The sequence below is a fragment of the Corynebacterium freneyi genome (assembly GCF_030408835.1).
Classification (GTDB): domain Bacteria; phylum Actinomycetota; class Actinomycetes; order Mycobacteriales; family Mycobacteriaceae; genus Corynebacterium; species Corynebacterium freneyi.
In genome coordinates this window covers 1,182,135-1,207,059 of the sequence record NZ_CP047357.1, presented here as the reverse complement: position 1 = coordinate 1,207,059, position 24,925 = coordinate 1,182,135, and the positions used below count along the sequence as shown (strand labels likewise).

At 70.5% G+C, this 24,925-nt stretch carries 21 protein-coding genes and 3 tRNA genes; 9 read left to right on the top strand and 15 right to left on the bottom strand.

The window, feature by feature from the left end:
* Nucleotides 1-53 precede the first annotated feature (53 nt).
* Nucleotides 54-485 carry a carboxymuconolactone decarboxylase family protein gene (locus CFREN_RS05445; protein WP_035122119.1) on the top strand — a complete coding sequence of 144 codons (432 nt, stop codon included), beginning with the start codon at nt 54-56 and terminating at the stop codon, nt 483-485.
* A gap of 37 nt (nt 486-522) precedes the next feature.
* Here CFREN_RS05445 and CFREN_RS05440 read toward each other — a convergent pair whose 3' ends face one another.
* From CFREN_RS05440 to gltX, 5 genes are all read right to left on the bottom strand, one after another.
* The gene (locus tag CFREN_RS05440; protein WP_141742971.1) at nt 523-1,749 is read right to left on the bottom strand and encodes an IS30 family transposase; all 1,227 of its coding nucleotides are present in this window, start codon (nt 1,747-1,749) and stop codon (nt 523-525) included.
* Nucleotides 1,750-2,233: 484 nt separating this feature from the next.
* Nucleotides 2,234-2,306, bottom strand: a tRNA-Glu gene (locus CFREN_RS05435).
* Between the two features lie 223 nt (nt 2,307-2,529).
* Nucleotides 2,530-2,605: transfer RNA gene (locus CFREN_RS05430), tRNA-Glu, on the bottom strand.
* Between the two features lie 42 nt (nt 2,606-2,647).
* Nucleotides 2,648-2,719 (bottom strand) — tRNA-Gln (locus CFREN_RS05425).
* Nucleotides 2,720-2,856: 137 nt separating this feature from the next.
* On the bottom strand, nt 2,857-4,344 hold the full coding sequence (gene gltX, locus CFREN_RS05420) for a glutamate--tRNA ligase (protein WP_209653312.1): 1,488 nt from the start codon (nt 4,342-4,344) through the stop codon (nt 2,857-2,859).
* 109 nt (nt 4,345-4,453) lie between these two features.
* On the opposite strand from gltX, the gene CFREN_RS05415 reads away from it, so the two are divergent.
* Nucleotides 4,454-5,455, top strand: a complete 1,002-nt coding sequence (locus CFREN_RS05415) for an SLAC1 anion channel family protein (RefSeq protein WP_209653314.1) — start codon at nt 4,454-4,456, stop codon at nt 5,453-5,455.
* A 10-nt stretch (nt 5,456-5,465) separates the two neighbouring features.
* On the opposite strand, the gene CFREN_RS05410 is transcribed toward CFREN_RS05415, so the two are convergent.
* Nucleotides 5,466-6,188: a TIM barrel protein gene (locus tag CFREN_RS05410; RefSeq protein WP_209653317.1), complete on the bottom strand. Its 723-nt coding sequence runs from the start codon at nt 6,186-6,188 to the stop codon at nt 5,466-5,468.
* A gap of 37 nt (nt 6,189-6,225) precedes the next feature.
* Between CFREN_RS05410 and CFREN_RS05405 the strand changes: the two genes are divergently transcribed.
* On the top strand, nt 6,226-7,008 hold the full coding sequence (locus tag CFREN_RS05405) for an SDR family oxidoreductase (RefSeq protein ID WP_209653319.1): 783 nt from the start codon (nt 6,226-6,228) through the stop codon (nt 7,006-7,008).
* A 179-nt stretch (nt 7,009-7,187) separates the two neighbouring features.
* Nucleotides 7,188-8,330 carry an isochorismate synthase gene (locus CFREN_RS05400; protein WP_209653321.1) on the top strand — a complete coding sequence of 381 codons (1,143 nt, stop codon included), beginning with the start codon at nt 7,188-7,190 and terminating at the stop codon, nt 8,328-8,330.
* A 72-nt stretch (nt 8,331-8,402) separates the two neighbouring features.
* Here CFREN_RS05400 and CFREN_RS05395 read toward each other — a convergent pair whose 3' ends face one another.
* From CFREN_RS05395 to CFREN_RS05385, 3 genes are read right to left on the bottom strand one after another with little or no spacing between them, the layout of a single operon-like run.
* Entirely contained in the window at nt 8,403-9,191 is a 789-nt protein-coding gene (locus CFREN_RS05395; RefSeq protein ID WP_035123816.1) for a fumarylacetoacetate hydrolase family protein, read from the bottom strand.
* 55 nt (nt 9,192-9,246) lie between these two features.
* Complete coding sequence (locus CFREN_RS05390; protein ID WP_209653323.1) at nt 9,247-9,873, bottom strand: exonuclease domain-containing protein; 627 nt, start codon at nt 9,871-9,873, stop codon at nt 9,247-9,249.
* 13 nt (nt 9,874-9,886) lie between these two features.
* A complete protein-coding gene (locus CFREN_RS05385; RefSeq protein ID WP_209653325.1) occupies nt 9,887-11,746 on the bottom strand; it encodes a DUF294 nucleotidyltransferase-like domain-containing protein in 1,860 nt (619 codons plus the stop codon).
* A gap of 88 nt (nt 11,747-11,834) precedes the next feature.
* On the opposite strand from CFREN_RS05385, the gene CFREN_RS05380 reads away from it, so the two are divergent.
* Together CFREN_RS05380 and CFREN_RS05375 are read left to right on the top strand one after the other, a co-directional pair.
* A complete protein-coding gene (locus CFREN_RS05380; RefSeq protein WP_209653328.1) occupies nt 11,835-12,608 on the top strand; it encodes a hypothetical protein in 774 nt (257 codons plus the stop codon).
* Nucleotides 12,609-12,665: 57 nt separating this feature from the next.
* A complete protein-coding gene (locus CFREN_RS05375) occupies nt 12,666-13,394 on the top strand; it encodes a mycothiol transferase (RefSeq protein ID WP_209653330.1) in 729 nt (242 codons plus the stop codon).
* 22 nt (nt 13,395-13,416) lie between these two features.
* On the opposite strand, the gene CFREN_RS05370 is transcribed toward CFREN_RS05375, so the two are convergent.
* Complete coding sequence (locus CFREN_RS05370; RefSeq protein ID WP_070521282.1) at nt 13,417-14,547, bottom strand: SufD family Fe-S cluster assembly protein; 1,131 nt, start codon at nt 14,545-14,547, stop codon at nt 13,417-13,419.
* 36 nt (nt 14,548-14,583) lie between these two features.
* Complete coding sequence (locus tag CFREN_RS05365) at nt 14,584-15,324, bottom strand: ATP-binding cassette domain-containing protein (RefSeq protein WP_052054476.1); 741 nt, start codon at nt 15,322-15,324, stop codon at nt 14,584-14,586.
* A gap of 236 nt (nt 15,325-15,560) precedes the next feature.
* Here CFREN_RS05365 and CFREN_RS05360 point away from each other — a divergent pair, with 236 nt between their 5' ends.
* Genes CFREN_RS05360 through CFREN_RS05350 form a run of 3 tightly spaced genes read left to right on the top strand, consistent with a single transcriptional unit; the run spans nt 15,561 to nt 18,087 of the window.
* Nucleotides 15,561-16,676: an isochorismate synthase gene (locus CFREN_RS05360; RefSeq protein WP_244979539.1), complete on the top strand. Its 1,116-nt coding sequence runs from the start codon at nt 15,561-15,563 to the stop codon at nt 16,674-16,676.
* Entirely contained in the window at nt 16,673-17,281 is a 609-nt protein-coding gene (locus CFREN_RS05355) for a GNAT family N-acetyltransferase (RefSeq protein ID WP_052054479.1), read from the top strand. The genes CFREN_RS05360 and CFREN_RS05355 overlap by 4 nt, the downstream gene beginning before the upstream one ends.
* Nucleotides 17,278-18,087, top strand: a complete 810-nt coding sequence (locus tag CFREN_RS05350) for an alpha/beta fold hydrolase (protein WP_070521288.1) — start codon at nt 17,278-17,280, stop codon at nt 18,085-18,087. The genes CFREN_RS05355 and CFREN_RS05350 overlap by 4 nt, the downstream gene beginning before the upstream one ends.
* Nucleotides 18,088-18,099: 12 nt before the next feature.
* Here the strand turns inward: CFREN_RS05350 and CFREN_RS05345 are convergent, their stop codons facing one another.
* The 4 genes from CFREN_RS05345 to CFREN_RS05330 are packed head-to-tail and all read right to left on the bottom strand — an operon-like array spanning nt 18,100 to nt 24,912.
* Nucleotides 18,100-19,740, bottom strand: a complete 1,641-nt coding sequence (locus CFREN_RS05345; protein ID WP_371327331.1) for a (2,3-dihydroxybenzoyl)adenylate synthase — start codon at nt 19,738-19,740, stop codon at nt 18,100-18,102.
* Complete coding sequence (locus tag CFREN_RS05340; protein ID WP_209653337.1) at nt 19,740-22,820, bottom strand: acyltransferase domain-containing protein; 3,081 nt, start codon at nt 22,818-22,820, stop codon at nt 19,740-19,742. The genes CFREN_RS05345 and CFREN_RS05340 overlap by 1 nt, the downstream gene beginning before the upstream one ends.
* Nucleotides 22,817-24,151, bottom strand: coding sequence for a beta-ketoacyl [acyl carrier protein] synthase domain-containing protein (locus CFREN_RS05335; RefSeq protein WP_209653339.1), 1,335 nt, complete (start codon nt 24,149-24,151; stop codon nt 22,817-22,819). The genes CFREN_RS05340 and CFREN_RS05335 overlap by 4 nt, the downstream gene beginning before the upstream one ends.
* Nucleotides 24,148-24,912, bottom strand: coding sequence for a thioesterase II family protein (locus CFREN_RS05330; RefSeq protein WP_035123829.1), 765 nt, complete (start codon nt 24,910-24,912; stop codon nt 24,148-24,150). The genes CFREN_RS05335 and CFREN_RS05330 overlap by 4 nt, the downstream gene beginning before the upstream one ends.
* Nucleotides 24,913-24,925 lie beyond the last annotated feature (13 nt).

Sequence of the window (24,925 nt, the reverse complement as noted above, 5' to 3'; positions counted from 1 at the left end):
AACCGTCCCCGAGGTCCCGAAATCGCCTGCACAGCGCCCTATACTCGATGCCCATGACCAACCCCAACGATGACCTCTTCTCCTCCGAGCGCTACGACGCCGGCATCAGTATCCGCCGGGAAGTGATGGGCGACGACTTCGTCGACGCGGCCCTGGAACGCAACGCGGGCTCCGACGGCGAGACGCTGCAAAAGCACATCACCGCCACCGTCTGGGGCTCCGTCTGGAGCCGCGAAGGGCTGGCCAAGCGCGACCGCTCCCTGCTCAACATCGGCATGCTGGTCGCCCTGCGGGCCACCGAGGAACTGCGCGGACACATCAAGGGGGCGCTGGCCAACGGCCTGACCCGCACCGAAATCACCGAGGCCATCGTCCACGCCTCCGGCTACTGCGGCGCGCCCGCCGCACTGTCGGCCATGAAGGTCGCGCAGGAGGTCCTCGTCGCCGAGCTCGGCCCGCTCGAGGAAGAATCCGACGAAGCGTAACTGGGCGGATTCTAGGAGTCGTTGCAACACCAGCGGATCAAGACGCGTCCAGTAAAGCACTCATCCGCTGAGCCGGTGTGTCCCATCCAAGAGTTTTCCGGGGACGACCGTTGAGCTGCTGGGCGACGAACTCCAGGTCCTCCGGCGAATGCGCCGACAGGTCAGTTCCTTTGGGGAAGTACTGCCGCAACAGGCCGTTGGTGTTTTCATTGGTACCGCGTTGCCAGGGACTGGCCGGATCGCAGAAGTACACCGGGCATTCGGCTGCGACGCTGAACTGCTTGTGGCCGGCCATCTCCGAGCCTTGATCCCAGGTCAACGATCCCCGCAGGTGCGTGGGCAGCGAACCGATCGCCGCGGTGAGCCCATCACGCACGGCGGTGGCACCGTGACCGGCAGGCAGATGCACCAGGATGACGTAGCGGGTCGTGCGTTCAACCAGCGTGGCAATGGCGGACTTGTTGGCCGCACCCAGGATCAAGTCGCCTTCCCAATGCCCGGGCACCGCCCGATCCTCGACATCGGCGGGCCGCTGGCTGATCATGACCATGTCGTCGACGAAGCGTCGCCGCCGCTGGGCCGGGTCACCGTTGGGCACTCGCCGTGCGCGGCCGGTGCGCAGCGCTGCGGCGACTTGCTTTTTCAGCCCGCCGCGGGCTTGGACGTAGAGGGCCTGGTAGATCGTTTCATGGCACACGTGCCACTCCTTGGCGTGGGGATAGGCCCGGCGTAGCCATGCAGCGATCTGTTCGGGGGACCACCGCAGATCCAACTTTGTTTGGATCAGCTGCGCCAGCATCGCGTCACCGGCGATTTTGGGTTGTTTGGGCCGAAGCCTACGGGCCGCGGCTTTGCGTGCTGCGGCGATGGGCCGGTAGGGCCCGTCGGCGCTGCGGTTGTTGGCTAACTCGCGGCTGATCGTCGACGGGCTACGTCCCAGGTGCCCGGCGATGGCCCGCATGGACCATCCTTCCCGCCGCAGGTCGGCGATGGTTTCCCGTTCAGTCAGCGACAGGTAGCGCGGGTGGATCCGGTGATACGGGTCAATGGTGGGGTGATTGGCGGGATCGGGTTGCCGGCCGGGTTCGATGACGTCATGGTGCGTCAGCAAAGTGGTCATGAGTCTGTTGTACTGGGCGGCGTCGGCGCCGGTGGGGATGAAGCGTGTGCGCGGCCGGGTACCGGTTTTGGTTACCCCTTTGTCGAAGTCCAAGGCGGTGCGGGGGCTGATGCCGCAGGCTGCGGCGGCATCGGTGCGGGTCAGTGCTGATAGACGCAGCGTTAGATACTCGACTCGGCGAGTTGTCGCTGCGGCACCGCGAGGCATCGGGCGGGGTTGGTGGACGCCGGCGGCGCGGGCGGCGTTGAATACCGCCGAGATGCTGATGCCACAGTCACGGGCGGCTTGGGTCAGGGTGGAACCGGCCGCAACGCGGTCGACGGCCCGGTTGATGGTGTCGGCCGGTGGTGTTGGCCGTGGTGGTACCAGGCCATGGGTGTGGGCGAAGTTGAGGCAATGCCGGTAGTGCAGTCCCAGCGTGTGGGCCGCCGAGCGGATGGAAGTTCCCGGTTGTGACAGGGCTTGGGCAAGAGCCTGTTGGTCGGTGGGCGTCAGTGAGTAGAACGGGTGGCGTGGTGCCATGGTCGTTGGGTCCCCTGGTGGGTAGGGGTGTTGCAACGACCGATAGAACCCAAGCTGCGGCGCGCATGCGAAAAGCCCCCGCTTTCGCGGGGGCTTTTCCTCTTCGTACCCCGTACGGGATTTGAACCCGTGCCGCCGCCGTGAGAGGGCGGTGTCCTGGGCCGCTAGACGAACGGGGCTCGGACGGCGAGCGCGGCCGGAACGACTCCGTCCCACCCGCTCTGCGCTGACGAGAAGAAGATTAGCAACACCCGCCGTGCGCTCCTAATCGCCTGGTGAGACCCCATTTTCGCGTCCACCGTGCGGCGTGCGCCCGGCACCGGTCGTCGCGGGCCAACCAGGATCGGAGCGACCGGAATCAACGCGAAAAAAGACCCCCACCGGAAGGTGGAGGTCTTTTCGTGGTACCCCGTACGGGATTTGAACCCGTGCCGCCGCCGTGAGAGGGCGGTGTCCTAGGCCGCTAGACGAACGGGGCGCAGAACTCGCTGCGGATCGTTTCCGATCTGCTGGAATTCAGCTGGCCTACCAGGACTCGAACCTAGAATGACGGTACCAGAAACCGTAGTGTTGCCAATTACACCATAGGCCATCGCGCTTCGACCTCCGGCCTTTCGACCGGCTGCCGTTGCAACGAGGACTAATATAGCCAGAAGGCGCGCAACCACACAAATCCGCTGGTCAGAGGGAAAACAAGCGCGTAATTCGCTCGGTTGCGCACCTTCCCGCTTACGCGTCGGTCGGCCAGGGCGTGACGGCGCGGGCGGCCTTCAGGCGTGCGAGCGACTTCTCGCGGCCGAGCAGCTCCATGGACTCGAACAGCGGCGGCGAGACCTGGTTGCCGGTGATGGCGACGCGGACGGGGCCGAACGCCTTGCGGGGCTTGAGTTCCAGATCCTCGATGAGGGCCTTCTGCAGCGCGGCCTCGATGGCCGGCGTGGCGAAGTCCTCCTCCGCCAGACCCTCCACCGCCGCGATGGTGGCGTCGAGCGCCGCGACGGCGTCGTCCTTGAGGTTGCGGCGGGCGGAGCGCTCGTCGAGCTCGAAGTCGTCGTCGGACACGACGAGGAACTTCACCAGGTCCCAGGCCTCGCCGAGGGTCTTGATGCGCGTCTGCACCAGTTCCGCCAGGAACGCGAAGTCCTTCGCCGGGTAGTCGACGGGCCAGTCGCGGGTCTCGGCCAGGTAGGTGCGCAGGCGGGCCGCGAAATCCTCGGGCGCGAGGCGGCGGACGTGCTCGGCGTTGATGGCGTCGGCCTTCTTCTGGTCGAAGCGGGCCGGGTTGGAGTTGACGTCGGCGACGTCGAAGGCGGCGACCATCTCGTCCATGGTGAAGACTTCGTTGTCCGCGGAGATGGACCAGCCCAGCAGAGCCAGGTAGTTGAGCAACCCCTCCGGGAGGAAACCGTTGCGGCGGTGGATGAACAAGTCCGACTCGGGATCGCGCTTGGACAGTTTCTTGTTGCCCTCGCCCATGACGAACGGCAGGTGCCCGAACTTCGGAACGCCGGAGCCGATGCCGATGCGCTCCAGGGCGCGGTACAGGGCGATCTGCCGCGGGGTCGACGGCAAAAGGTCCTCGCCGCGCAGGACGTGGGTGATTTCCATCAGCGCGTCGTCGACGGGGTTGACCAGGGTGTAAAGGGGCTCACCGGTGGAGCGGGCGATGACGAAGTCGGAGACGACGCCGGCCTTGAACTCGACGCGCCCGCGAACGAGGTCGTCGAAGGCGATGTCCTCGTCGGGCATGCGCAGGCGGATGACGGGCTTGCGGCCTTCGGCGCGGAAGGCGGCCTTCTCCTCGTCGGTGAGGTTGCGGTCGTGGTTGTCGTAGCCGAGCTTCGGGTCGCGTCCGGCGGCGCGGTGGCGGGCCTCGGTCTCCTCCGGGGTGGAGAAGGACTCGTAGGCCTCGCCGGCCTCGATGAGCTTGGCCAGGACGTCGGCGTAGATGTCGTTGCGCTGCGACTGGCGGTACGGGCCGTGCGGTCCGCCGACGTCGATGCCCTCGTCCCAGTCGAGGCCGAGCCAGGTCAGCGCCTCGATGATGGCCTGGTAGGACTCTTCGGAGTCGCGCGCGGCATCGGTGTCCTCGATGCGGAACACGAGCTTGCCGCCGGTGTGGCGGGCGTACGCCCAATTGAAGAGGGCGGTTCGGATCAGGCCGACGTGTGGGGTGCCGGTCGGCGAGGGGCAAAAGCGAACGCGAACATCAGACATGCTTGACGACGATACCCGCCCCCGCCTGCACGCTCGCGGCCAAGGGGGAGGCCCGGCCGCGTGGCCGATCACTTGCCCATTTATACCCCCTGGGGTTTAATGGCAATTCATGAACGTGACCAGCGATGACCAGCCCGGCGGCGCCGTCGGCAAGCCCGGAAGCGCAACCGCCCCGACCCTGATGGACAAGCTGCGGCTGACCCCGCTCCCCCTGTTCGCCACGGTGATGGGCACCGGCGGGCTCGCGATGGCGTGGCGCTGCGCGCACGACGTGCTGGGCACCCCGGCGTTCATCGCCGACGCCCTGTTCTGGCTCGCGGCCGCCGTCTACGTCGCCCTCCTCATCGCCTACGGCGTGCGCATCTCCTCCCGCGAACGCCTGCTGGCGGACCTGCGCCACCCGATGAAGGTCACGTTCCTCACGGCGATCACGGTGTCGCTGGTCATCCTGGCGACGTCCGGCCGCGCCGTCCTACCCGACGCCGTCGCCGAGGGCATGTGGTGGGTCGGCTCCGTCGGCCACCTCGCCGGCATGTTGCTGACCATGCGCATGTGGATCCACCCGCGCATCACCCTCGACCACGTCACCCCGGCATGGTTCATCCCCGTGGTCGGCAACGTTCTGGTGCCTCTGGCGGGCGTGAGCTTCGGCAACGTCGGCATGAGCGTGTTCAGCTTCTCCGTGGGCATCATCATGTGGCTCGGCGTCCTGCCGATCGTGCTGCTGCGCCTGTTCACCCACCAGGCGATGCCCCCGAAGTTCCGGCCGACGGTGCTCATCCTCGTCGCCCCGCCGGCCGTCGGCTCTGTCGCTGCTCTGTCGCTGTTCGGCGACCTGGACGACCCCAACCTCGCCGGCGCCGCGCTGCTGTCCACCGCCGGCGCGTTCCTGCTGCTGGCGCTGACCATGCTCCCCGAGATCATCGAGCTGCCGTTCAACATCCCCCACTGGGCGATGTCCTTCCCCCTGGCCGCCATGGCCGCCGCGACGCTGCTCTACTCCACCGTGTTCGGCATCTTCTTCCTCGCCATCGCCTCGCTGGTCATCGCGTGGCTGTGGGGCAAGACCGTCAACGCCATCGCCCGCGGCGGAATCTTCGTCGCGGAGTGACCCGGGGGCGCTACCCCAGCCACTCGTCGGCGACGCGCCCCTCGTAGCCGAGGTCGGCCAGCCGCCCCAGCCACGCCTCGATCGGCGCGTCCCCGCCGCCCGGCGCGCCCCGGCCCGGTGAATCGGCGATCTGCACGTGATGCGGCAGGGGCTGCTTCCCCGCCGCCACGTCGTCGAGCCAGTCGTCGACGTCGACGCCGAGTTCGGCGAGATGGAACACGTCGAGCAGCAGCCCCGCGCCCGTCTCCCGGCACAGTTGCGTCGCCGTCCACGGGTCGCGCACCGGCAGATCCGGGTTGCCGGACATCGGCTCGATCAGCGGCGTGAACCCCGGCAACGCATCCGCCACGGCACGCACGTGTCGCCGCTGCACCTCCGTCACCTCGGGCCCGCCCGCGCCGGGCAGCAGATTGCCCATCGACACCCCCGTCAGCCGCATCAACCGCCGGACGGCGTCCAGGTGCGCGTCGGAAAGCATCCTTTCGTGCAACACCCCCCGCTGCCCCGCCGCCATGTCGCCGCCCCACAAATTGACGGCGACCAACTCGACGCCGGCGTCGCGCAGACCATCGGCGAAGCCCACGATGTCGGCCTCCGACGGATCCTCGACGGCGAACGGCCACCAGAACTCGACCTCGCGGTACCCGGCCCGGGCGGCGGCGCGGGCGGCCTCGGCGGGGGCGAGCCCCGGAAAGAGGGTCGAACAATTGGCGACGTGCGTGGCGGGGGTCATGCCCGCCAGGCTAGTGGCACATGCCACAATCTTCGGCATGAACCAGGTCAAGGACCATGCACCCGCGGACGCGACCCCGCGCATCGCCCTCGTGACCGGAGGCGGAGCCGGCATCGGCGCCGAAGTCGCCACCGCACTGGCCGCCGACGGATGGACCGTGCGCATCTGCGGCCGCACGCCCGAACCGCTCGAGACGACGTGCGCCGCCGACCCCGCCAGGCTGAGCTGGGCGCGCTGCGACGTCACCGACGAAGACGACGTCGACGCGCTGGTCGCCGACATCATCGCCGACCACGGGCGCCTCGACCTGGCCGTCGTCAACGCCGGAGTGCCCGGGCCGACCGCCCCGCTCGGCGACGTCGACCCCGCGGGCTTCCGCGAGACCATCGACATCAACTTGACCGGCGCGTTCCTCACCGCCCGCGCCGCCTTCCGCGCCATGGCCGCACAGGACCCGTCCGGCGGGCGCATCCTGTTCAACGGCTCCATCGCCGCCCAAACCCCGCGGCCGCACTCCGCGCCCTACGCCGCGTCGAAGGCCGGCCTGGCCGGACTGGCCGCCGTCACCTCGCTCGACGGCAGGCCGCACGGAATCACCGCCACCCGCATCGACATCGGCAACGCCGCCACCGGACTGCTCGCCGGATTCGGGGCGTCGACCGGCGCACTGCAGGCCGACGGCTCCCGCCTGGTCGAGCCGACGTTCCCGGCCGCTGAGGCCGCCCGCGCCTTCGTCTACGCCGCATCGCTGCCGCCGAGCGCCGTCGTCGACCAACTCACCGTCACCGCCGCCGGAATGCCCTTCGCCGGGCGGGGCTGAGCCGCCGCCGTGAATCCCTCTGACGTGGAGGTATCGGGGACGAATCGGTTCCCCGGCACCCGCTGGGTATCATCGAACCAGCCCCGGAACACCGGACCGGCCACGGCGACGCACCGCGTCGACCAGCCCTTTTCCGGTGTTCCGCAAGGTCGAGCACGGGAAGGCGGTGAACGGATCCGATGAACTCGGAAGGCGACGAACGCGCCACTTTCGACGGCCGCCCCGCCACCGCCCCGGATTTCCTGCTCTCCCGCAGCCACGGCTCGGTGCGCACCCAGGGGTCGCTGGCCACGTACACCGACCCGTGGCTGGCCGCCGAGCGCCTGCGCCGCGGCGAGCACCAGATGGTCGTCGGCGCGATCCCGTTCAACCCGGAACGCCCCGCCGCGCTGACCGTGCCCCGCGAGATCATCCGCTCCGAGCAACCCCTCGAACCGCCGGCCCACTACCGGTGGAACTCGCCGGAGATGAAGGCCCGCATCCTCGGACACGACCCCGCGCCCGCGGAACACCTCGAGCGCATCGACGCCGCGATCCGCACCATGAAGGTCTCGGGCCTGGAGAAGATCGTCCTGGCCCGCGCCGTCGACCTGGCCATCAACCCCGCCATCGACCCCCTGCAGCTGTCGGCGCGGCTCATCGACCAGTCGCCCAACCGCGACGGTTTCGTCGCCGACCTCGGCCCCGCGGGCGGTCGGTTCACCGGTCGTCTGCTCGTGGGTTCCTCCCCCGAGATGCTCGTCCGCCGCCGCGGCACCATCGTCGAAGCCTTCCCGCTGGCCGGCTCCGCTCCCCGCTCCCGCGACCGCGACGAAGACGAAGCCGCCGCCGCGAAACTCGCCGCCTCGCGCAAGAACAACGAGGAGCACGCCTTCGTCGTCGACGACATCGCCGACAACCTCGACCCGATCTGCTCCCACCTCGACGTGCCCCACGAACCCCAGCTGCTGAGCACCTCCGAGATGTGGCACCTGGGCACGTTCATCCGGGGCGAACTGAAGAATCCCGTCATCTCCGCCCTGGACCTGGCGCTGCTGGTCCACCCCACCCCGGCGATCTGCGGCACCCCCACCGAATCCGCCATGAGCGTCATCGAAGCCGTCGAATCCGACCGCGGCTTCTACGCCGGCTGCGTCGGCTGGTGCGACTCCGACGGCGACGGCGAATTCGTCGTCTCCATCCGCTGCGCCGAAATCGACGCCGCCGGCACCGACGCCCGACTGTGGGCCGGCGGCGGCATCGTCACCGAATCCAACCCGGAAGAAGAACTCGCCGAAACCACCGCGAAACTCCGCACCGTCCTGCGGGCATTCGGACTCTGACACGCGAAAACCCCTCCCCGACCGCGAAGGTCCGGGAGGGGCGTCGTCGTCAAGCGAAAACGCGACGAAAAGCTAAGCGCGCTCGACCGGGTTGGCCAGGGAACCGATGCCCGGGATCTCGATCTCGATGCGGTCGCCCGGGAACATCGACGCGGTGCCGGCCGGCGAACCGGTGCAGATGACGTCACCCGGCAGCAGGGTGATCGACGCGGTGATGAACTCGATGATCTCCGGAATCGACATGATCATCTGGTTGGAGTTCGAATCCTGCTTGGTTTCGGTCACGCCGTTCTGCGTCAGGTGCGCCTTGATCGGCAGATCCTCGTAATCCAGCTCCGTCTGGATCCACGGACCCAGCGGGCAGAACGTGTCGATGCCCTTCGCGCGCGCCCACTGGCCGTCCGCGAACTGCAGATCACGCGACGACACGTCGTTGACGATGGTGTAGCCGAAGATGACCGACTCGGCGTCGGCCGCCTTGACGTTCTTGCACGGCTTGCCGATCACCAGCGCCAGCTCGCCCTCGAACTCCACCTTCGTGGCGAAATCCGGGATGCGGATCGGGGCCTCCGGGCCGATGACCGCCGTCGGCGGCTTCAGGAACAGCGTCGGCGGCAGCGACTCGCCGGAGGTCTTGAAAACCTCCTTGACGTGGTCCGCGTAGTTGCGGCCGATGGCGACCACCTTCGACGGCAGCATCGGCGCGAGCAGACGCACGTCGGCGAGCGGCCACGCACGGCCGGTCTTGGTCACCTCGCCGAACGGGTGACCTTCGATTTCATGCAGCTGGACACCGTCACCTTCGCCCTCCACGAGCGCGAAGCACATGCCCTCGGGATGGGCGATTCGAGCAATACGCATGCGGGACAGGTTACATGGCCGCATCGAGGGCCGCGTGATCGGCCCCACTTCACGGCTATCGCGGCAGCCTCGCCGCGTCCTGCGCCAACCACAGCTCCGCACCGGCCAGCGCGTCGGTGAGCGCATGGTGGGCCTTGTACGGCGGCAGACCGTAACGCTCGCGGCACGTCCACAGGCGCAGATCGTCGCGGCGCGGTTCGCGATCAGCGGCGATGTACTTCATGTACTCCCGCTGCATCGTGTCGGCGACGTCGACCTTGAGGCCGGCGCCGAAATGCCGCCGGCAGGCCTTGTCCAGGAAACCGGTCTCCAGCTTGGCGAAGTGCGCCAGCAGCTTCCGCCCCTTCAGGGCATGCAGCACCATCTCGACGGCCTCGCGCGGTTCGACGCCCTTGGCCACCTCGTCGTCGGTCAGGCCGTGCAGCGTCGCGGACTCGCCGACGGACCCCTCCCCCGCCTCGCCGCGCACGATCACGTGGCCCGCGCCGCCGAGGATGATCTCGTCGCCGTCGACGGGCACCCAGCCGATGGACAGCAGCCGCGCATTGTTGGGGTCGAGGCCGGTGGTCTCGACGTCGACGGCGAGCCAGGCTTCGTCGCGGGTCGGCGTGTCGTAGAACTCGGCCAGCGCACCGGTGGCCCCGCGGCGCCCGCCGCCGAAGAGTGAATCGAAGAATCCCATGTCCGCGGCCCCGTCACGACATCTGGTTGATGGGGTACTTGGTGGCCAGCGACTGCTGAAGGCGTCGGATCACGCCGAAGGCGTCGCGCAGGTGCTCGCGTTCGAGGCGGGACAATTTCTTCGGTTTGACGTGGTTGTTCGGCTCGCCGCCGGCGTTGACGGCTGCCTGCTGGTGGCCGAATTGCACGGTGGACAGGAAGTCGAACGCGTCGCGCAGGTCCGCCGCGCCCTGGCGGCTGACCGCACCGGCGCCCGCGGCGGCGTTGAGGCGCTCGCGGGTGCCGATCTGCGGCAAGCCGGCGGAGACGGCGAACAGGCGGGCCATCTGCACGACCGTGGCAATGCCGCCCTTCTTGATGTCCAGGGTGTTTTCGTGGCTGCCGCCCTTTTCCAGCACCAGGCCACGGAAGAAGCCCAGCGGCGGTTCGCGGTGCGCGGCGAGCTTGGCCAGGTGCGCGTGGAGGCGCTTGGAGCCTTCGGCGATGGGCACGTAGGAGGCGCGCAGGTCGTCGACGAGCTGGTCTTCACCGTGGACGCCGCGGATGTCGAAGAACGTCTGGGCATGCAGCAGGGCGTCCGGGTCGGGTTTGGTGATCCACTGATGGAACACGGTCTTCCACTTCGACAGGCTCATGCGCCAGTCCGGGTTGGACGCCATCATGTCGCCGGGGCACAGCGGGTAGCCGCATTCGGCGAGGGCGCCGCAGACGAATTCGGAAAGCTTCTCGAAGTACTCGCCGTGGGCGGCTTCGTCGTAGGAGTCGTCGAGGATGAGCGCGTTGTCCTGGTCGGAGGCCATGCCCATTTCGCGGCGGCCCTGCGAGCCGAGGACGACGAAGGAGTACGGCACCGGCGGGGGCCCGAACCTGTCTTCGGCCATGTCCAGCAGTCGGCGGGCGACGGCGTCGGCGGTGACGGTGAGCAGGCGGGAGGTTTCGTCGGCGGACACGCCGCGCTCGATGAAGCGGCTGACCACCAGGCGGGCGTTGGCGACGACTTCGGCGATTTCCTCGACGGTCTTCTTCCGCGCCAGCGTCGCGGTGGCGTAGACGGGGTCGGTGTGCAGGGTACGCAGCAGGTCGCCGATGACGACCATGCCCACCACGCCGGAGTCGTCGGCCACGGGCAGGTGGTGGTAGCCGCGTTCGGCCATGAGCAGCATGGCCTCGAACGCCAGCATCGACGGGTCGACGGTGACGGGGTCGGGGGTCATGGCTTCGGCGATGGCCAGTTCGGGTCCGTGCCCGGCGGCGAGGACGCGGCGGCGCAGGTCGCGGTCGGTGAGGATTCCCCTCAGTTCGCCGTCGTCGATGATGATCAGCGAGGACACGCCGCGCTCGGTCATGAGCGTGGCTCCGTCGCCGATGGTGGCTGTGGATTCGATGTGCACGGGAGGGCCGGCCATGAGGTCGGCGACGCGGGTGCGCAGGGCGTCGGAGGAGGCGGAGCTGCGCAGGTCGGAGGCCACGGCGCGGATGCGCGCGTTCTCGCCGCCGTAGTGGCGGCTGACCTGCGGGTAGCGGCCCATGAGGTCGTCGAAGACGTCCTGCGGCACCACGAGCAGCAGCGTGTCTTCCACGGCCGTCATGGTGTACAGGGACGGCTCGTGGGAGATCATGGTGGAGTAGCCCATGGTGCCGCCGTCGTCGCGGCGGTCGAGGAGGGTGCCGGAGGCGTCGAAGACGTCGACGAGGCCGGAGCGGACGATGTACAGGACGTCGTTGGCGCGTCCGGCCGAGATGATCGTCTGGCCGCGGCGGGCGTAGCGCATGGTCAGTCGGCCGGGCAGCGTCTTCAGTTCCGCTTCGGGCAATTCCGAGAAGGGCGGGGTGGCGCGGAGGAATTCTCGGATTTCGTCGAGCTCGACGGTCATGGGGTCTCCCGGGGCTCCGGTCGGGCCTTCGCCGCCCGACGGCGTTTGTTTCCTCCAGAATATCGAACGCCGCTGCTAGGTTGGCCCCATGTTCTCCCGACGCCGCACGCCCGATTCCCGGGATACCCCCGATTCCGCCCCCGCGGCCGACGAGGCTTTTTCGCTTAACGACGACATCCCTTCCGGTGACGCGGAATTGATGCCTTCGCTGCGGTCCCGTCTGTTTGATCGGATGACCGGGCAGGCCCATGACGAGATGTTCGCGTACTCGCGCCGCATCGGCCCGTTCGTGGAGGTGATGTGCCGGGATCTGCCGACGCACGTCACCACGCTCACCGATGCCCAGCTGGCCGGCCGGGATTTGGATCTGCTCTTCGCGGCGGCGCGGAAGAACACCGAGGTCGAACCCTCGGATCTGTCGTCGGTGGAGGTGGAGGGCGGTGGCCCGCTGTGGCTGTTGGAGGGCGATCATTTCTTCGTGTCCTCGCAGTTGGCGTCGTTGCCGTCGCGCATCGCGGAGCGGGTGGGCGTCCCGGCACTTGGCGAAGGGGTGCTCGCCGTCGCCCCGCGGCGCGGCTCGATCATCGGAGTCCCGCTCGTCGACGACGCGTCGCTGCAGGGCGTGGGCATGCTCTTCGATTTTCTCGAGCGTTTCGGAGACGACACGGGTTTCGACGGGCTGTATTACATCCACGACCCGGAGGTGTCCTCCGCCACCGTCGACAGCGGTTTCAGCGACGGGCCTTTCATCCAGGACGTCCGCGGACCCGACGGCCCGGGCGGCAAACCCTCCGTCGTCGTCGACGGGGCTTTCGAAGACGCCATGATGCGCGCGGGCCTGATCAACCCCGGCGGGCAGTGACCGCCGCAGGCGTCGCGAAGCATGCAGTGTGACATCCATCACCGCTATGGTGGGTGCATGAACACGCAGAACCCCGCCCGCCCCCTGGAATCCCACATTCTCACGGCATTTGACGCGATCGCCGCGATCGTCGGCGGCATGGACGACGAGCTGGCCAACGCCCGCCCGGACATCCCCGGCGTGAACTCCCCGCTGGTGCTGCTGCGCCACGTCGGCGGCTCCTCGCGGTACTGGCTCGACCACGTGTGCCTGGGCAACGCCGACGTCCGCGACCGCACCGACGAGTTCTCCGCCTCCGGCACCGTCGCCGACGAGCTCGAGCGTCACGCCGCGCAGCGCGAGGTCATCGTCGCCGCCCTGGAAAAGCTCCGCGACGCCGACCCGCAGGCCGCGCCCGCCGCTCCCCCGACCGACAAGGAACGCTGGTGGCTACCGACCATCGGCGGCGTGATGGCGCACGTCTACAACGAGTGCGCCCAGCACCTGGGCCACCTGGAGATCACCCGCGACGCCCTGCTCGCCGGGCTGCCGCGCGCCGGCCAGAAGCGGTCGGTGCTGGACCTGATCATCGACGAGCTCGACCGCCAGGGCCACCCCGCCGATGCCATCGAGCCCGACGAGTACTACGGCGGGCACCTCATCACCACCACCGACGGCAAGCAGCTGGGCACCGTCGACATCGAGGCCGCCTGCATCCGCGTCTCCGACGGCGTCGCCGGCCCGGAACGTTCGCAGCGCCGCCGGTGGGTGGTCCGCGAGCAGCTCATCGCGCTGCTCGAGGACTAGCGGGCCGGCGCCCGCCGCGCGCCTACATGTTCTCGGCGCCGCGGGCGGCTTCGACCAGCCCCTGGACGGTCTTGCGGATCGACGACGGGATCCGTTCATCGTCCAGGTTCAGGAACCCCTGGACGATGAGGTCGCGGGACTCGGACTCCGTCAGGCCGGTGGACATGAGGTAATCCATCTTCTCGTCGTCGATCATGCCGACCGACGCCTCGTGGGACAGCTGCGCCCGCGCCACCCCGGCGTCGAGCACCGGAATGGACTCGACCCGGCCGCCGGCCCGCAGCATCAGGCCGTCGCACTCGAGGAACCCGCGGGTGTCGCCGCTGGTCGCTTGGAGGACGTTGTGGTTGCGGATCGTGCCGCCGTCGGACACCATGCGGGACACCTGCTCGGCTCGGGCCTCCGGGCCGGCGAGGGTGATGGCCGTGTCGAGGACGCGCTCCGACCCGCCCGTGGCCAGGATGATCGAATGGTTCACGCACGATGAACCGGCGCCCACCTCGGTGCGGGAGTCCGAGCGGCAGCGGCGCAGCGGCCACACCGCGACGGACACGCTGCTGGCCGACGCATTCTCGCCGATCTTGGTGCGGGCATAGGACGTCACGTCCATGTCCGAGCCCCAGCGGTCGACGTCGACGGAACGGACCTGCGCGCCGTCGCCGATGAACGTCTCGGACAGCGACACGTGGTGGCCGCGGGTCAGCGCCGGGGCGACGGCCGCGCCGGACACCATGTCCACGACGGCCCCCTCCCCGATGACGGTGACGTCGTGGATGAACTGGCGCTCCTGCGGGACCGTCATCACGCAGAACGACTGCGACGGCAGGTCCACCGTGGCGCCGGGGCGCACCCAGGTGAACGTGCCCAGCGGCTCCCGGGTCGACTCGAACGCGCGCCGCAGCACCTCGTCCTCGTCGGGGGAGACCAGGCTGAACATCAGGTCCTGCACCCACGGGTATTCCACGAGGGCGCGGGACAGGGGCATGACGACGACGCCGTCGTCGTTGACGTCGAGCGTCCCGTGGGCGTGGTCCACGATGATGCTCGTGCTGGAACGGGTCTCCTCCGGCGCCCAGCCGACCGGCGAGAGCAGTTCGGGGGTGGCCGTGGCGGCGCCGAGCGGCACCCTGTTGGCGCTGAGATCGGTGCTCATGATCGCGATTCCTTTCGTTGCTCCGGCGGTGCCGGATCAGGCGCGCGCCGGCGCGTAGCCGTCGCGGCGAATTCGTTCGAACATTTCGTGTGCGTCGCCCGACTCGACGATCCGCCCGTCGATCATCAGGTGCGCGGTAGTCGCCTCGACGCCGTCGAGGATGAAGCCCGTGTGCGTGATGATGATCGCCGCACGGTCCCGGCCCCCGGCGTCGGGCTTCGACAGGAGGTCATCGATGACCTCGGCGACGATGCCGACCTGCTCCAGGTCGACCCCGGATTCCGGTTCGTCGAAGAGGCACAGCGACGGGCCCTGGACCCCGAGCTTGGCGACCTCCCACCGCTTGACTTCGCCGCCGGAGAACCCGCGGTTGACTTCGCGGTCCAGCAGGTGGTCCACGCCCAGGTCCGCGATGAAGGGATGGTCCTCGGCATCTGCCCCGGCGCCGTGCTCGTCGAGCGTCTGGACGAGCCGGCGGGCGGTGACGCCGGTCAGGCTCGGCGGGCGCTGGAAGGCCATGCCGATGCCCGCGCGGGCACGTTCGTCGATGGACATGTCGGCGAGGTCGCGGCCCAGCAGCGTCGCGGTGCCGGCGACGATGCGGAACGGCCGCACCCCCATGAGGCCGCAGAGGAGCGACGACTTCCCGGAGCCGTTGGGGCCGATCAGGATGTGCCTCTCCCCTTCGTTGACCGTCAGGCCGATGTCGCGGCAAATGACGTCGTCGCCCGCGGCGATGGCGACGCCTTCGAGTTCGAGAATGGGATTGCCGGTCATGCCGGTCCTCCTTGCTTCCGTGCCCCGGATGCCGGGGCGGGCGAATTAGCGTGGGCTACTGACCTAAGGATAGGCGCACCTATGGGAAGCGTCGCCACGCCACCCCCGCGCATACCCCCAAGGGCAAAAGCCCGGCCGCCCGCGAATACTTGAATAACCATATGGTCTAAGGCTAGCCTTACCTGTCGTGCGGATCCGTCCGCTCCCCATCCGGCAACCGATCCCAAAGGAATCCGATGATCTCGTTTCTCCTCCGAACCCAGGGCCGCGGCGTGGCCGGCGAAGGCATCGCCGAAGTGCCGTCCGGCACCGATGAAGCGATCCGGCTCCTCCGCCGGCGCCGGGGTCCGGTGATCGTCGGCGCGCTACCGTTCCATCACGGCGACGCACCAGCACTCTTCGCGCCCGAGACATTCCGGGCCGCCCCACCGCCCCGACCGGGGGTCCCGCCCCGGGTGACGGGATGGCGGGAAATCCCCGGCAGGAACGAACACACGCGGCGCGTGCGCGAGGCCGTGGACCTGATCAGGGACGGATACGCGGAAAAGCTCGTGCTGTCGCGCGCCCTCGTGCTCGACCTCGAATCCCGCCCCGATCCCGCCGCATTGGCGGACGCGTTCGCCGCGGGCGGCGGCAACGCGTACCTCGCCCTGCTCACGCCCTCCGGGCCCGAATCCGATGCGGCCCATTTGGTCGGTTCCAGCCCGGAACTGCTCATCCGCAAGCGCGGGTCCATCATCTCGTCGCATCCCCTCGCCGGAACGGCGCCCCGGTGCGCGGACCCCGTCAAGGACCACGCCCGCGCCACGGAACTGATGCTCTCGCAGAAGGACCGCGCCGAGCACGCGGTCGTGACCGACGCGATCAAGCGCGCGCTGTCGCCGCTGTGCCTGGAACTCCATGTGCCGGACCGCCCTTCGCTGATGAAGACCGAGCACACCTGGCACCTCGGCACCCCGATCTCCGGCATCCTCAGAGACCCCTCGTGCACCTCCCTCGAGCTCGCGGAACTGCTGCACCCGACGCCCGCCGTCGGAGGGCACCCCGCCGCCGAGGCGCTCCGCTACCTGCGAAAGCACGAGCCGGACCGGGGCTTCTACGCCGGGGCGGTCGGATGGTCCCGGGCCAACGGGGACGGCGAATGGAGGGTCGCCATCCGCGGTGCCCTGCTCCGCGGCCGGCGGGTGACCGCGCATGCCGGCGGCGGCATAGTCGCCGATTCCGTCCCCGCCGCCGAAACCGCCGAAACGACCGCCAAGTTCGGCCCGGTCACCGACGTGTTCTGGCTCGGCCCGGAATGGGCGGCCGCCTCCGCAGCCGGCGAACCCGCGACCTCGGGTGCCGCGCAGTGAACGATCCCGCCGCAATCCTGCCCCGGCTCCGCGAAGTCCCCGCCGACGCCGTGCTCGCCGAACGCCCCCCGCTGCCCGACATGCCGCCCCCCTTCGGGCTCCGGCCAGTCGACCCCGACTCCGGGGACCCCGAACTGATCGCCGGGTGGATGGCCCTTCCCCACCTCGTCGCCGCCTGGGAGCAGGACTGGGGCCCCGACCGGTGGCGCGCGGACGCACGCGCGCGGCTCGACGGCACCTATTCGATGCCGGCGATCATCCGGTACGAGGACCGCGACGTCGGGTACCTCGAGGTCTACCGCCCCATGCGGGACGAAATCGGCGTCCTGTACGGGGCATCCCCCCATGACCTCGGCTACCACATCGCGATCGGGCGCCCGGAGCTGACCGGGCGGGGCATCTTCGGCCGGTTCATGGCCGAACTCGGCCCGGCGATGCTGCGCAGCGACCCGGAGTGCGAAAAGCTCGCGGTGGAACCCGACTACCGGAACACCGTGGTCCACAAGATCCTGCGCGGCGCCGGGTGGCGCGACGAAGGGGAATTCGACGCCCGGCCCGACCGCAGGATCAGGCTGTTCACCTACGAACGGGGCACCGGCCGATGACGGCCGCGGCGCCGCCGGAGGGCGGCCACGGCGTGCGCACCCGCGGCGACGGCCCGCCCGTCGTCCTGGTCATGGGCCGCGGGCACGGCGGGCGCGTGTGGGAGCTGCACCAGGTGCCGGCGCTGGTGCGGGCGGGATACCGCGTCACCGTGTTCGACAACCGCGGCTCCGGGGTCTCCGCCGGTCACTCCATCCCCTTCACCCTCGACGACATGGTCGCGGATCTCGCCGGCATCATCGAGTCCGAGCACGGACAGCCGGCCTTCGTGGTGGGCACGTCGTTGGGCGCGCGGATCTGCCAGGAACTCGCCCTGTCGCGCCCGGATCTGGTGCGCGGGGCGGTGTTCGCCGCCGGCCACGCCCGCCAGACGCCGGCCCAACTGGCCATGTCCCGGAATTCCGCGGACGCGGATGCCACGCTGCGGGCGGAACACCCCGAGTTCGCGGCCGCGGCGGAGGTGTCTCGCAACCTGTCGGCGTCGACGCTTCTCGACGACGTCGCGTGCCGCGATTGGATGGACATCGTCCGCCACGCCCCCGCGCCCGGCTACGGCGCCCGCCTGCAGGCGATGGTCGATGACGGCCGGGACCGCAGGGAGGCCTACGGGCGGATCACGGCGCGTTGCCTGGCCCTCGCCTACGCCGATGACGCCGTGATTCCACCCGCCCAGGTCCGCGAAGTCGCCGACTCCATCCCGCGGTGCGGGTACGTCGAGCTTCCGCGGACCGGGCACTGGGGGTACTTGGAGCGGCCCGAGGCGTTCAATGCCCTGCTGCTCGGTTTCCTCCGCCTCGGCGGCGGGTGACCCGGGCCCGGGTCACCGGCCGCCGGTCCGCTGATTGCCCTTGTCCACCTTTCCCACCGCGGTAAACGGGAATTCGTCGACGAGGTCGATCACATCGGGAATCGAGAACGAGGCCAGCCCGTGGCGCCGCAGATGCATTCGCAGTTGCGCCGGGGTGGGGCACTGCCCCTCCTCCCGCGACCGGGGGATGACCAGCGCCCGGATCTTCTCGCCCAGCACCTCGTCCGGGATGCCGACCACCGAGGCGTCGTGGACCCCCGGGTGCGTGAGCAGGCCGTTTTCGACCAGCTCGGGGGCGATCTTCTCCCCTCCCCGATTGATGATGTCCTTCGAGCGGCCGGTGACGGTGATGTTGCCCCGCTCGTCCACCCGCACCAGGTCCCCGGTGCGGTAGAAGCCGTCGTCCGTGAAGCTGCGGCGGTTGTGGTCGGGGGCCCGGTAGTAGCCGCGGATGGTGTACGGGCCACGCGTCAGCAGATGGCCTTCCGTTCCCGCGGGCACCGGCTCTCCACCGTCGTCCACGACGAGCACTTCGTCGGCCGGCGAAACCGGCCGCCCCTGGGTTTTTTCCACGACCTCGTCGGGGTCGTCGAGGCGGGTGTAATTCAACAGCCCCTCGGCCATGCCGAAGACCTGCTGCAGCCGGCAGCCCAGCTCGGGCGTCACCCGGCGCGCCGCCGCCTCGGACAGCTTCGCGCCCCCGACCCACACCGTCCGCAGCGAGGACAGGTCCGAGCCCGCCAGGTCCAGCGAATTGAGCCATGCCAGCAACAGCGGCGGAACCAGCGCCACGTGGGTGATTCGGTGGCGGCCGACGAGCTCCAGGCACGTCGCGGGCGACGGGTCCGGGGCCATCACGATTTCCGCGCCCACCTGCATCGCGCCGAGGATCCCGGGGGCGCTGAGCGTGAAGTTGTGGGTGCACGGCAACGCGATCATCATGACGTCGCCCTTGCGCAGCCGGCACACGTCGACGCTCTCCCGCACGGAGTACAGGTAGTCGTCGTGCGTGCGCGGGATCAGCTTCGGCGCCCCGGTGGTGCCGCCGGACAGCAGCATCAGCGCCATCGAGGACGGCGGCGCCTCATGAGGCGCCTCGCCCTCGTCCCCGCATGCCCGCCACGCCCTCGCCCCGGGCGCGCCGACGGCCGCGACGCGGAGATCGCCGACTTCCCCGGCCACCGTCTCGGCGATGGCCAGGGGGTCGGTCATGCCCTTCCGCTCCTCCGTGACCAGCAGCCGCGCGCCGGAGTGCCGTGCGACGTGGACGAGTTCGGCGCGCCCGTGGGCGGCCAGCGCCAGCACCGGTACCGCGCCGACCCGCAGGATGGCGCAAAAGACCTCGACGAAGGCGACTGTGTTCGGCATGTAGATCAGCACCCGGTCCCCCGGGGCGATGCCGCTCTCGCGAAGCCATTGCGCGGCGCGATCCGCCGATTCGATCAACTGCCGGTAGGTGAGCGTGCCGGATTCGTCCGTCACGCAGGGGGCGTCGCCGTGCTCGGCGCAGACGCGGCCGATGAACCCCGGCAGCGTCTCCCCGGTCCAGTACCCCGCCTCCCGGTAGGCGCGCGCGACGTCGGCCGGGTATTCCACCATGTCGGGGTACCCGCCGGCCTCCGTCTCCGTCGCGTTCCGGTCATCGTTGTCCATCAATCTCGTCCTTTCTCGGTCATCATTGCGACTACGTCGTCGAGGGAGGCGCCGGAGAGGATGCCCGCGATCGGCACCTCCGCACCCGTCGCCGAAGTGATGCGGTTGCATGCGTCGAGGGCCTGGACCGAGTCCAGCCCCAGGGAAACCAGGGGCACGGTCGGGTCGGGGTCGTCGCCTTCGGCGTATCCGAGGGTCTCCAGCAGCACCGACCGGGCGATCGCCCCCGCTCCGGCGGAGGCTCCCGGGGCCGGGGCGGTTTCGGCCGCCGCCGGTTCCCCGTCCTTCACCGGTGTTTCCGGGGCAGGCGGCCCCGCGATGCGCGAGAACAGCCCGGGCATTCCCCGGAGTTCGTGGACCGCCGCCACCTTGCGCCAATCGCCCGAGGCGACCGTGGCCATCGCGTCATCGCAGCCGAACAGCCCGAGCGCGGCATCGACGGCCGCATCCGGGTCCATCGGGCGAAGGCCGATGGCCTCGATCTCGCCGATCGCCCCGTCGTTGTCGGCCCCGACCCCGTGCCACAGGCCCCACCGGATGGCGAGGGCGTCCACCCCGTTTTCGCGGGCCCGGGCCGCCTCGACTTCGAGGAGCCGGTTGACGGCGGCATAGGCGGCGTGGCCCCGACCCCCGATTCCCGCGGACAGCGACGAACAGGCCAGCACCCGGTCCCCGGGGCGGGCCAGCTCCGCCACGACGGCGGCCAACGATCCCCGCTTGGCGGCGTCCGCGCGGTGCCAGGCACCGGCATCCGCGGCACCGTCGTCCGCGGCGGCCGATTCGGCGGAGGCGTAATCGACGGTGCAGTGGACGATCAGGCGCGGGCCGGCGGAGCCCAGGTCCGCGGCCAGCCGGGCGAGCTGCGCCCGATCGGTCGCGTCGCAGCGCACGTGGCGGACGGCGGCGGTTCCCCCGTCCGCCAGCCCGGCGATCTCGGCCGCGACCGCCGCCGACGGTGCATTGCGGGACACGAGCACCACGTCGGCGGCCCCGAGGGCGACGCACCGGGCCGCGAAGGCCCTGCCGACGGGTCCGGTGCCCCCGATGATCACCACGGTGGGCGGAACGTCGGGCGTGCCGGCGGAAATCGGGACGAACCGGCGTCCCAGAAGCTCGCGGCCCCGGACGGCGATTTCCGGTTCCCCCGTGGCGTGGAGGGCCCTGATCACCGATCGGGCGGTCTCGGCGGGGTCGTCGTCCGGTTCGACGTCGATGCGCATCGGTCCCGGGCCGGTCGCGGCGCCGATGCAGCGCATCATGGCCGCCGCCGCGGCGTGCCCCGCGTCGACCCGTCCCGGTGCCGCGTCTCCGGCGGATTCCCCGCCCCGCGTGACCAGGCATGCGGTGCCGGCCGTGCCCGCGGCATCCGCGAGCTCCCGGTGGGCGTCCGCGAGGAACGCCGCCATGGCCTCCGCCGGTTCGTCTCCGGTCCCGCCGTCGGGCGGCAGCACCAGGATGCGTCCCGCGGCGGCCGGCTCATCGACGATCCGGTCGCCGAAGCGGGCCGCCGCGGCCGCCAATTCGGCGCGGAAGGCGTCATCCGCGCCGACGATGCACAGGGAGTCCGGTGCGGCGAGCTCTCCTTCGCCGAGGGCGGACCATCGTTCCGACAAAACGAGCGGCGGTTCTCCCGCCCGCGTCAACGGATTCTGAACCGGGGCCGGAGTCGGGGCCGGACGCGCGGGCACGCCGCCGCCCGGGACCGGGGCGTCCGGTCCCGGTGCCCAGTACTCCGCCCGTTCCCAGACGGTGGCGGGGAAACCCCACGGCACGGCCCCGGGCGACGTCCCGACCGGCGCGTCCAGGCCCCGATGCACCGCGCGGACGGCGGCGAGGGACCCGAGGAAGCCGGAGAGGTCGCCGTCATCCCGGCGCAACGTCCCGATGTTGACGGCGCCCGGGCCGCCGGCCCCGCCGATTCCCGCGAGGATCCCATTGATCGACAATTGGAGGGTGGGATGCTCGGAAGCCTCGATGAACACGTCGGCGCCGGCTTCGGCGGCCCGTTCGACCGCGAGATCGAAGCGGACCCGGTTGCGCAGGTTCCAGTACCAGTACGTCGCCGGGTCGAGGTCGGGGGTGATCGGCCCGCCCAGCGCACCGCCGAAACAGGGGATCGCCGCCGGATCGAAGCGCGGCTCATCCAGGTCATCGAGCAGCCCCAGGAAATCGTCCCGGAAGGCGCCGACGAGCGAAGTGTGGGCCGGGTAGTCGACCCGGATGCGGCGGGCGAACACGCCCCGGTCGGCCATGTCGCCGACGATGCCGTCGATGGCGGGGGTCTCTCCGGCGATGGCGTGGATGCCCGGAGCGTTGACCACGGACAGTTCCGCCCATCCGACCTGCCGGGCCAGGGCCGCCTCGACGGTGTCGCGGTCCGCGCCGATCACCGCCATCGCGTTGTCGGCGGCCAACCGCCCGTCGGCGATGAGGTCGTGGACCAGCCGCGCCCGCGACCCGACGACCCTGACGGCGTCGCGCGCCCCGATCAGCCCGGCGACCCGCGCGGCGGCGATCTCCCCCTGGCTGTGCCCGATGGCCATGTCCGGTTCCACCCCGTGCTCGCGCCAGAGTTCGGCGAGCCCGATCATGTGCACGAACAGGGCGGGCTGCACGACGCGGATGTCGTCGCCGTGTTCGGGTTCCAGCAGGTACCTGCCGGGGCGGAACCCGAAGATCTCGTCGAAAAGCAGGTCGTATTCGGCGACCGTCGCGCGGTACCCGGGCGACGCGGAGTGCGCCAGCAGCCCCATGCCGGGGCGCTGGGACCCCTGTCCCGGGAACACCATCGCGATGGTTCGGGCGGAGGCTTCGCCGGCCGCGGTTTTCCCGGCGGCGCGGCCCTGCGCCAGCGCGTCCAGGTTCTCGAGCAGTTCCGCCCGGTCGGCCGCGACGATGACGGCGCGGAAGCGCCTCCACCCGCGGGTCGCGTCGAGGGCCGCCGCGACGTCGCCGACGGAGACGTCCGGCGACTCCCGCAGGAAGGCGGCGATGGCGGCGGCCTCGCGGGCGACTCCGCCGCGGTGCGCCGACGAGACGACGACCATCGGCGGCGCGCCATCGTGGTGTGCGGTGTTCATCGTGATGCTCCTTCAGTGTCGCCGGGCGCGGAATCGCCCCCGCGTTCGTCCATTTCGATGATCAACTGCGCGTTGGTCCCCGCCATCCCGAAGGAGGACGCCACGGCGCAGCGGCGCCCGTCGCAGGCGGGCCACTCGGCGGATGCCATCGCCGGCCGGAGTCTCGTCTCTTCCCAATCCAATGCCCGCGTCGGCTCCCCGATGTGCGGGCTCCGCGGAATCCGGCCGTGCCATCCCGACAGCAGGACCTTGGCCAGGCCCAGGCCACCGGCGGCGGCCTGGGCGTGGCCCAGGTTGGCCTTGATGGACCCGATCGACGCCGACGGAGCGCCATCCGGGCCCGGTTGCCCGTAGGTGCCGTGCAGCGCCCGGAGTTCTATGGGATCTCCGACGGCCGTGGCGGTGCCATGGCCCTCGATCATCGTGATGTCCGCCGCGGCCAGGCCGGACACGGCCAGCGCCCTGCGGCACAGCGCCTCCTGGGCCCGCTGGGAAGGCACCGCGAGCGGGGCACCGGAGCCGTTGTGGTTGACCACGGCCGCCCGCACCCGGCCCAGGATCCGCGCGCCCCGGGCCCGGGCGGCGTCCTCCCGTTCCACCACGAACAGGGCCGCCCCCTCCGACCACACGGTCCCCGACGCCCGCGACGAATACGGCCGGCAGCGCCCGTCCGCCGAAATCGCGCCGTTCGCCGAGAATTCGACGAAGGGTGCCGCGGAGCCCATGACGCAGACCCCGCCCGCCAGCGCCCAGTCACTCTCCCCCGACGCGACGGAGGCGACGGCCGCGGAAATCGCCGCGAGGGACGACGCGCAGGCGGCGTCGACGGTCATCGACGGCCCATGCAGGCCGAGCGCATGCGACACCCGCCCCGACACCGCGGAGAGGGACACGCCGGTCCCGCGGAACCCGGAGAGCTCGTTGACTTCGTCGATGCGCGGGCCGTATTCGGTGTAGGACGCCCCGATGAAGCAGCCGCCCCATTGCCCGGACAGGGACGCCGGGTTCAATCCGGCGTTCTCCAGCGCCTCCCACGCGACCCTCAGCCCGACCCTCTGCTGGGGATCGAGCGCGGGCGCTTCGCGGGGAGCCACCCCGAAGAACGCGGCATCGAACTCCGCGGCATCGTCCAGGAACCCGCCCGAATCGGGCACCGGCGCCCAGCCGGGCCGGTCGCCGAGGGAGAACAGCAGGTCCAACGGCCAGCCGCGGTCCCGGGGCAGGGGGCCGAGCACGTCGCGCCCGGCCTCCAGCATCCGCCACAGGGAGGTCGGCCCGGTCACGCCCCCAGGGGCGGCGACGCCCATTCCGGTGATCACGATGGAGCTCATGGCCGCACCAGTCCCACGATGGCGGCGGCGACGGCCCCGACGCGGTCGTCGATGTAGAAGTGTCCGCCGGGGAACAGCCGCACGTCGCAGCCGCCGCAGGTGTGCCCCGACCAACCGAAGAGGTCGCCGGGCGTGACGTGTTCGTCGTCCTCGCCGCCGAAGGCGCTGATGGGGGCGGCCAGCGGCGCCTCCCCGGCCGTCTCGTAGCGGTCGAAGGCCGCGTAGTCGGCGCGCAGGGCCGGCAGCGCGAGCCGCATGATGTCCGGGTGGCCCAGCACGTCCCCGCCGGTTCCGCGCAGCGCCGCCAGGTGGCGGACCATCCCTTCATCGTCGGTGGGATGGGGCGGCAGGTCGGCCACCCGCGACGGCGCCACGGCACCGGAGACGAACAGGCGCCCCACGGCGACCCCCTCCTCCTCGAGGCGGCGCGCCAGTTCGAAGGCGACCATCGACCCCATGCTGTGGCCGAACAGGATGGGCGCCGGGCCGTCGCAAAGCAGGGATCGCAGCTCGGCGAGCGCGCCGTCCGCGTAGCCGCCGATGGTCTCCGGGGCGGGGTCGGCGATGCGGTCCTGGCGGCCCGGGTACTGCAGCGCGATGACGTCCACCGCCCCTTGCGCCGCTTCCTCGATTGCCGCGGCCAACGGCCGGTAGGCCGCCGCCCCGCCGCCCGCGTGGGGGCAGATCACGAGGGGCGTCGCCCCCCGCACCGCTGCGCGCCCGAAGCGGCGCAGCCAAGCGGATCCGATCTGGGTCTGCATGTGTTTCCTTTCG

Coding starts and splice junctions, on each gene's coding strand:
- CFREN_RS05395 (WP_035123816.1), bottom strand. CDS start 9,191: ATGCGTATTGCTCGAATCGCCCATCCCGAGGGCATGTGCTTCGCGCTC.
- CFREN_RS05445 (WP_035122119.1), top strand. CDS start 54: ATGACCAACCCCAACGATGACCTCTTCTCCTCCGAGCGCTACGACGCC.
- CFREN_RS05405 (WP_209653319.1), top strand. CDS start 6,226: ATGAACCAGGTCAAGGACCATGCACCCGCGGACGCGACCCCGCGCATC.
- CFREN_RS05345 (WP_371327331.1), bottom strand. CDS start 19,740: ATGGACAACGATGACCGGAACGCGACGGAGACGGAGGCCGGCGGGTAC.
- CFREN_RS05360 (WP_244979539.1), top strand. CDS start 15,561: ATGATCTCGTTTCTCCTCCGAACCCAGGGCCGCGGCGTGGCCGGCGAA.
- CFREN_RS05375 (WP_209653330.1), top strand. CDS start 12,666: ATGAACACGCAGAACCCCGCCCGCCCCCTGGAATCCCACATTCTCACG.
- CFREN_RS05410 (WP_209653317.1), bottom strand. CDS start 6,188: ATGACCCCCGCCACGCACGTCGCCAATTGTTCGACCCTCTTTCCGGGG.
- CFREN_RS05385 (WP_209653325.1), bottom strand. CDS start 11,746: ATGACCGTCGAGCTCGACGAAATCCGAGAATTCCTCCGCGCCACCCCG.
- CFREN_RS05330 (WP_035123829.1), bottom strand. CDS start 24,912: ATGCAGACCCAGATCGGATCCGCTTGGCTGCGCCGCTTCGGGCGCGCA.
- gltX (WP_209653312.1), bottom strand. CDS start 4,344: ATGTCTGATGTTCGCGTTCGCTTTTGCCCCTCGCCGACCGGCACCCCA.
- CFREN_RS05380 (WP_209653328.1), top strand. CDS start 11,835: ATGTTCTCCCGACGCCGCACGCCCGATTCCCGGGATACCCCCGATTCC.
- CFREN_RS05340 (WP_209653337.1), bottom strand. CDS start 22,820: ATGAACACCGCACACCACGATGGCGCGCCGCCGATGGTCGTCGTCTCG.
- CFREN_RS05365 (WP_052054476.1), bottom strand. CDS start 15,324: ATGACCGGCAATCCCATTCTCGAACTCGAAGGCGTCGCCATCGCCGCG.
- CFREN_RS05335 (WP_209653339.1), bottom strand. CDS start 24,151: ATGAGCTCCATCGTGATCACCGGAATGGGCGTCGCCGCCCCTGGGGGC.
- CFREN_RS05400 (WP_209653321.1), top strand. CDS start 7,188: ATGAACTCGGAAGGCGACGAACGCGCCACTTTCGACGGCCGCCCCGCC.
- CFREN_RS05350 (WP_070521288.1), top strand. CDS start 17,278: ATGACGGCCGCGGCGCCGCCGGAGGGCGGCCACGGCGTGCGCACCCGC.
- CFREN_RS05415 (WP_209653314.1), top strand. CDS start 4,454: ATGAACGTGACCAGCGATGACCAGCCCGGCGGCGCCGTCGGCAAGCCC.
- CFREN_RS05370 (WP_070521282.1), bottom strand. CDS start 14,547: ATGAGCACCGATCTCAGCGCCAACAGGGTGCCGCTCGGCGCCGCCACG.
- CFREN_RS05390 (WP_209653323.1), bottom strand. CDS start 9,873: ATGGGATTCTTCGATTCACTCTTCGGCGGCGGGCGCCGCGGGGCCACC.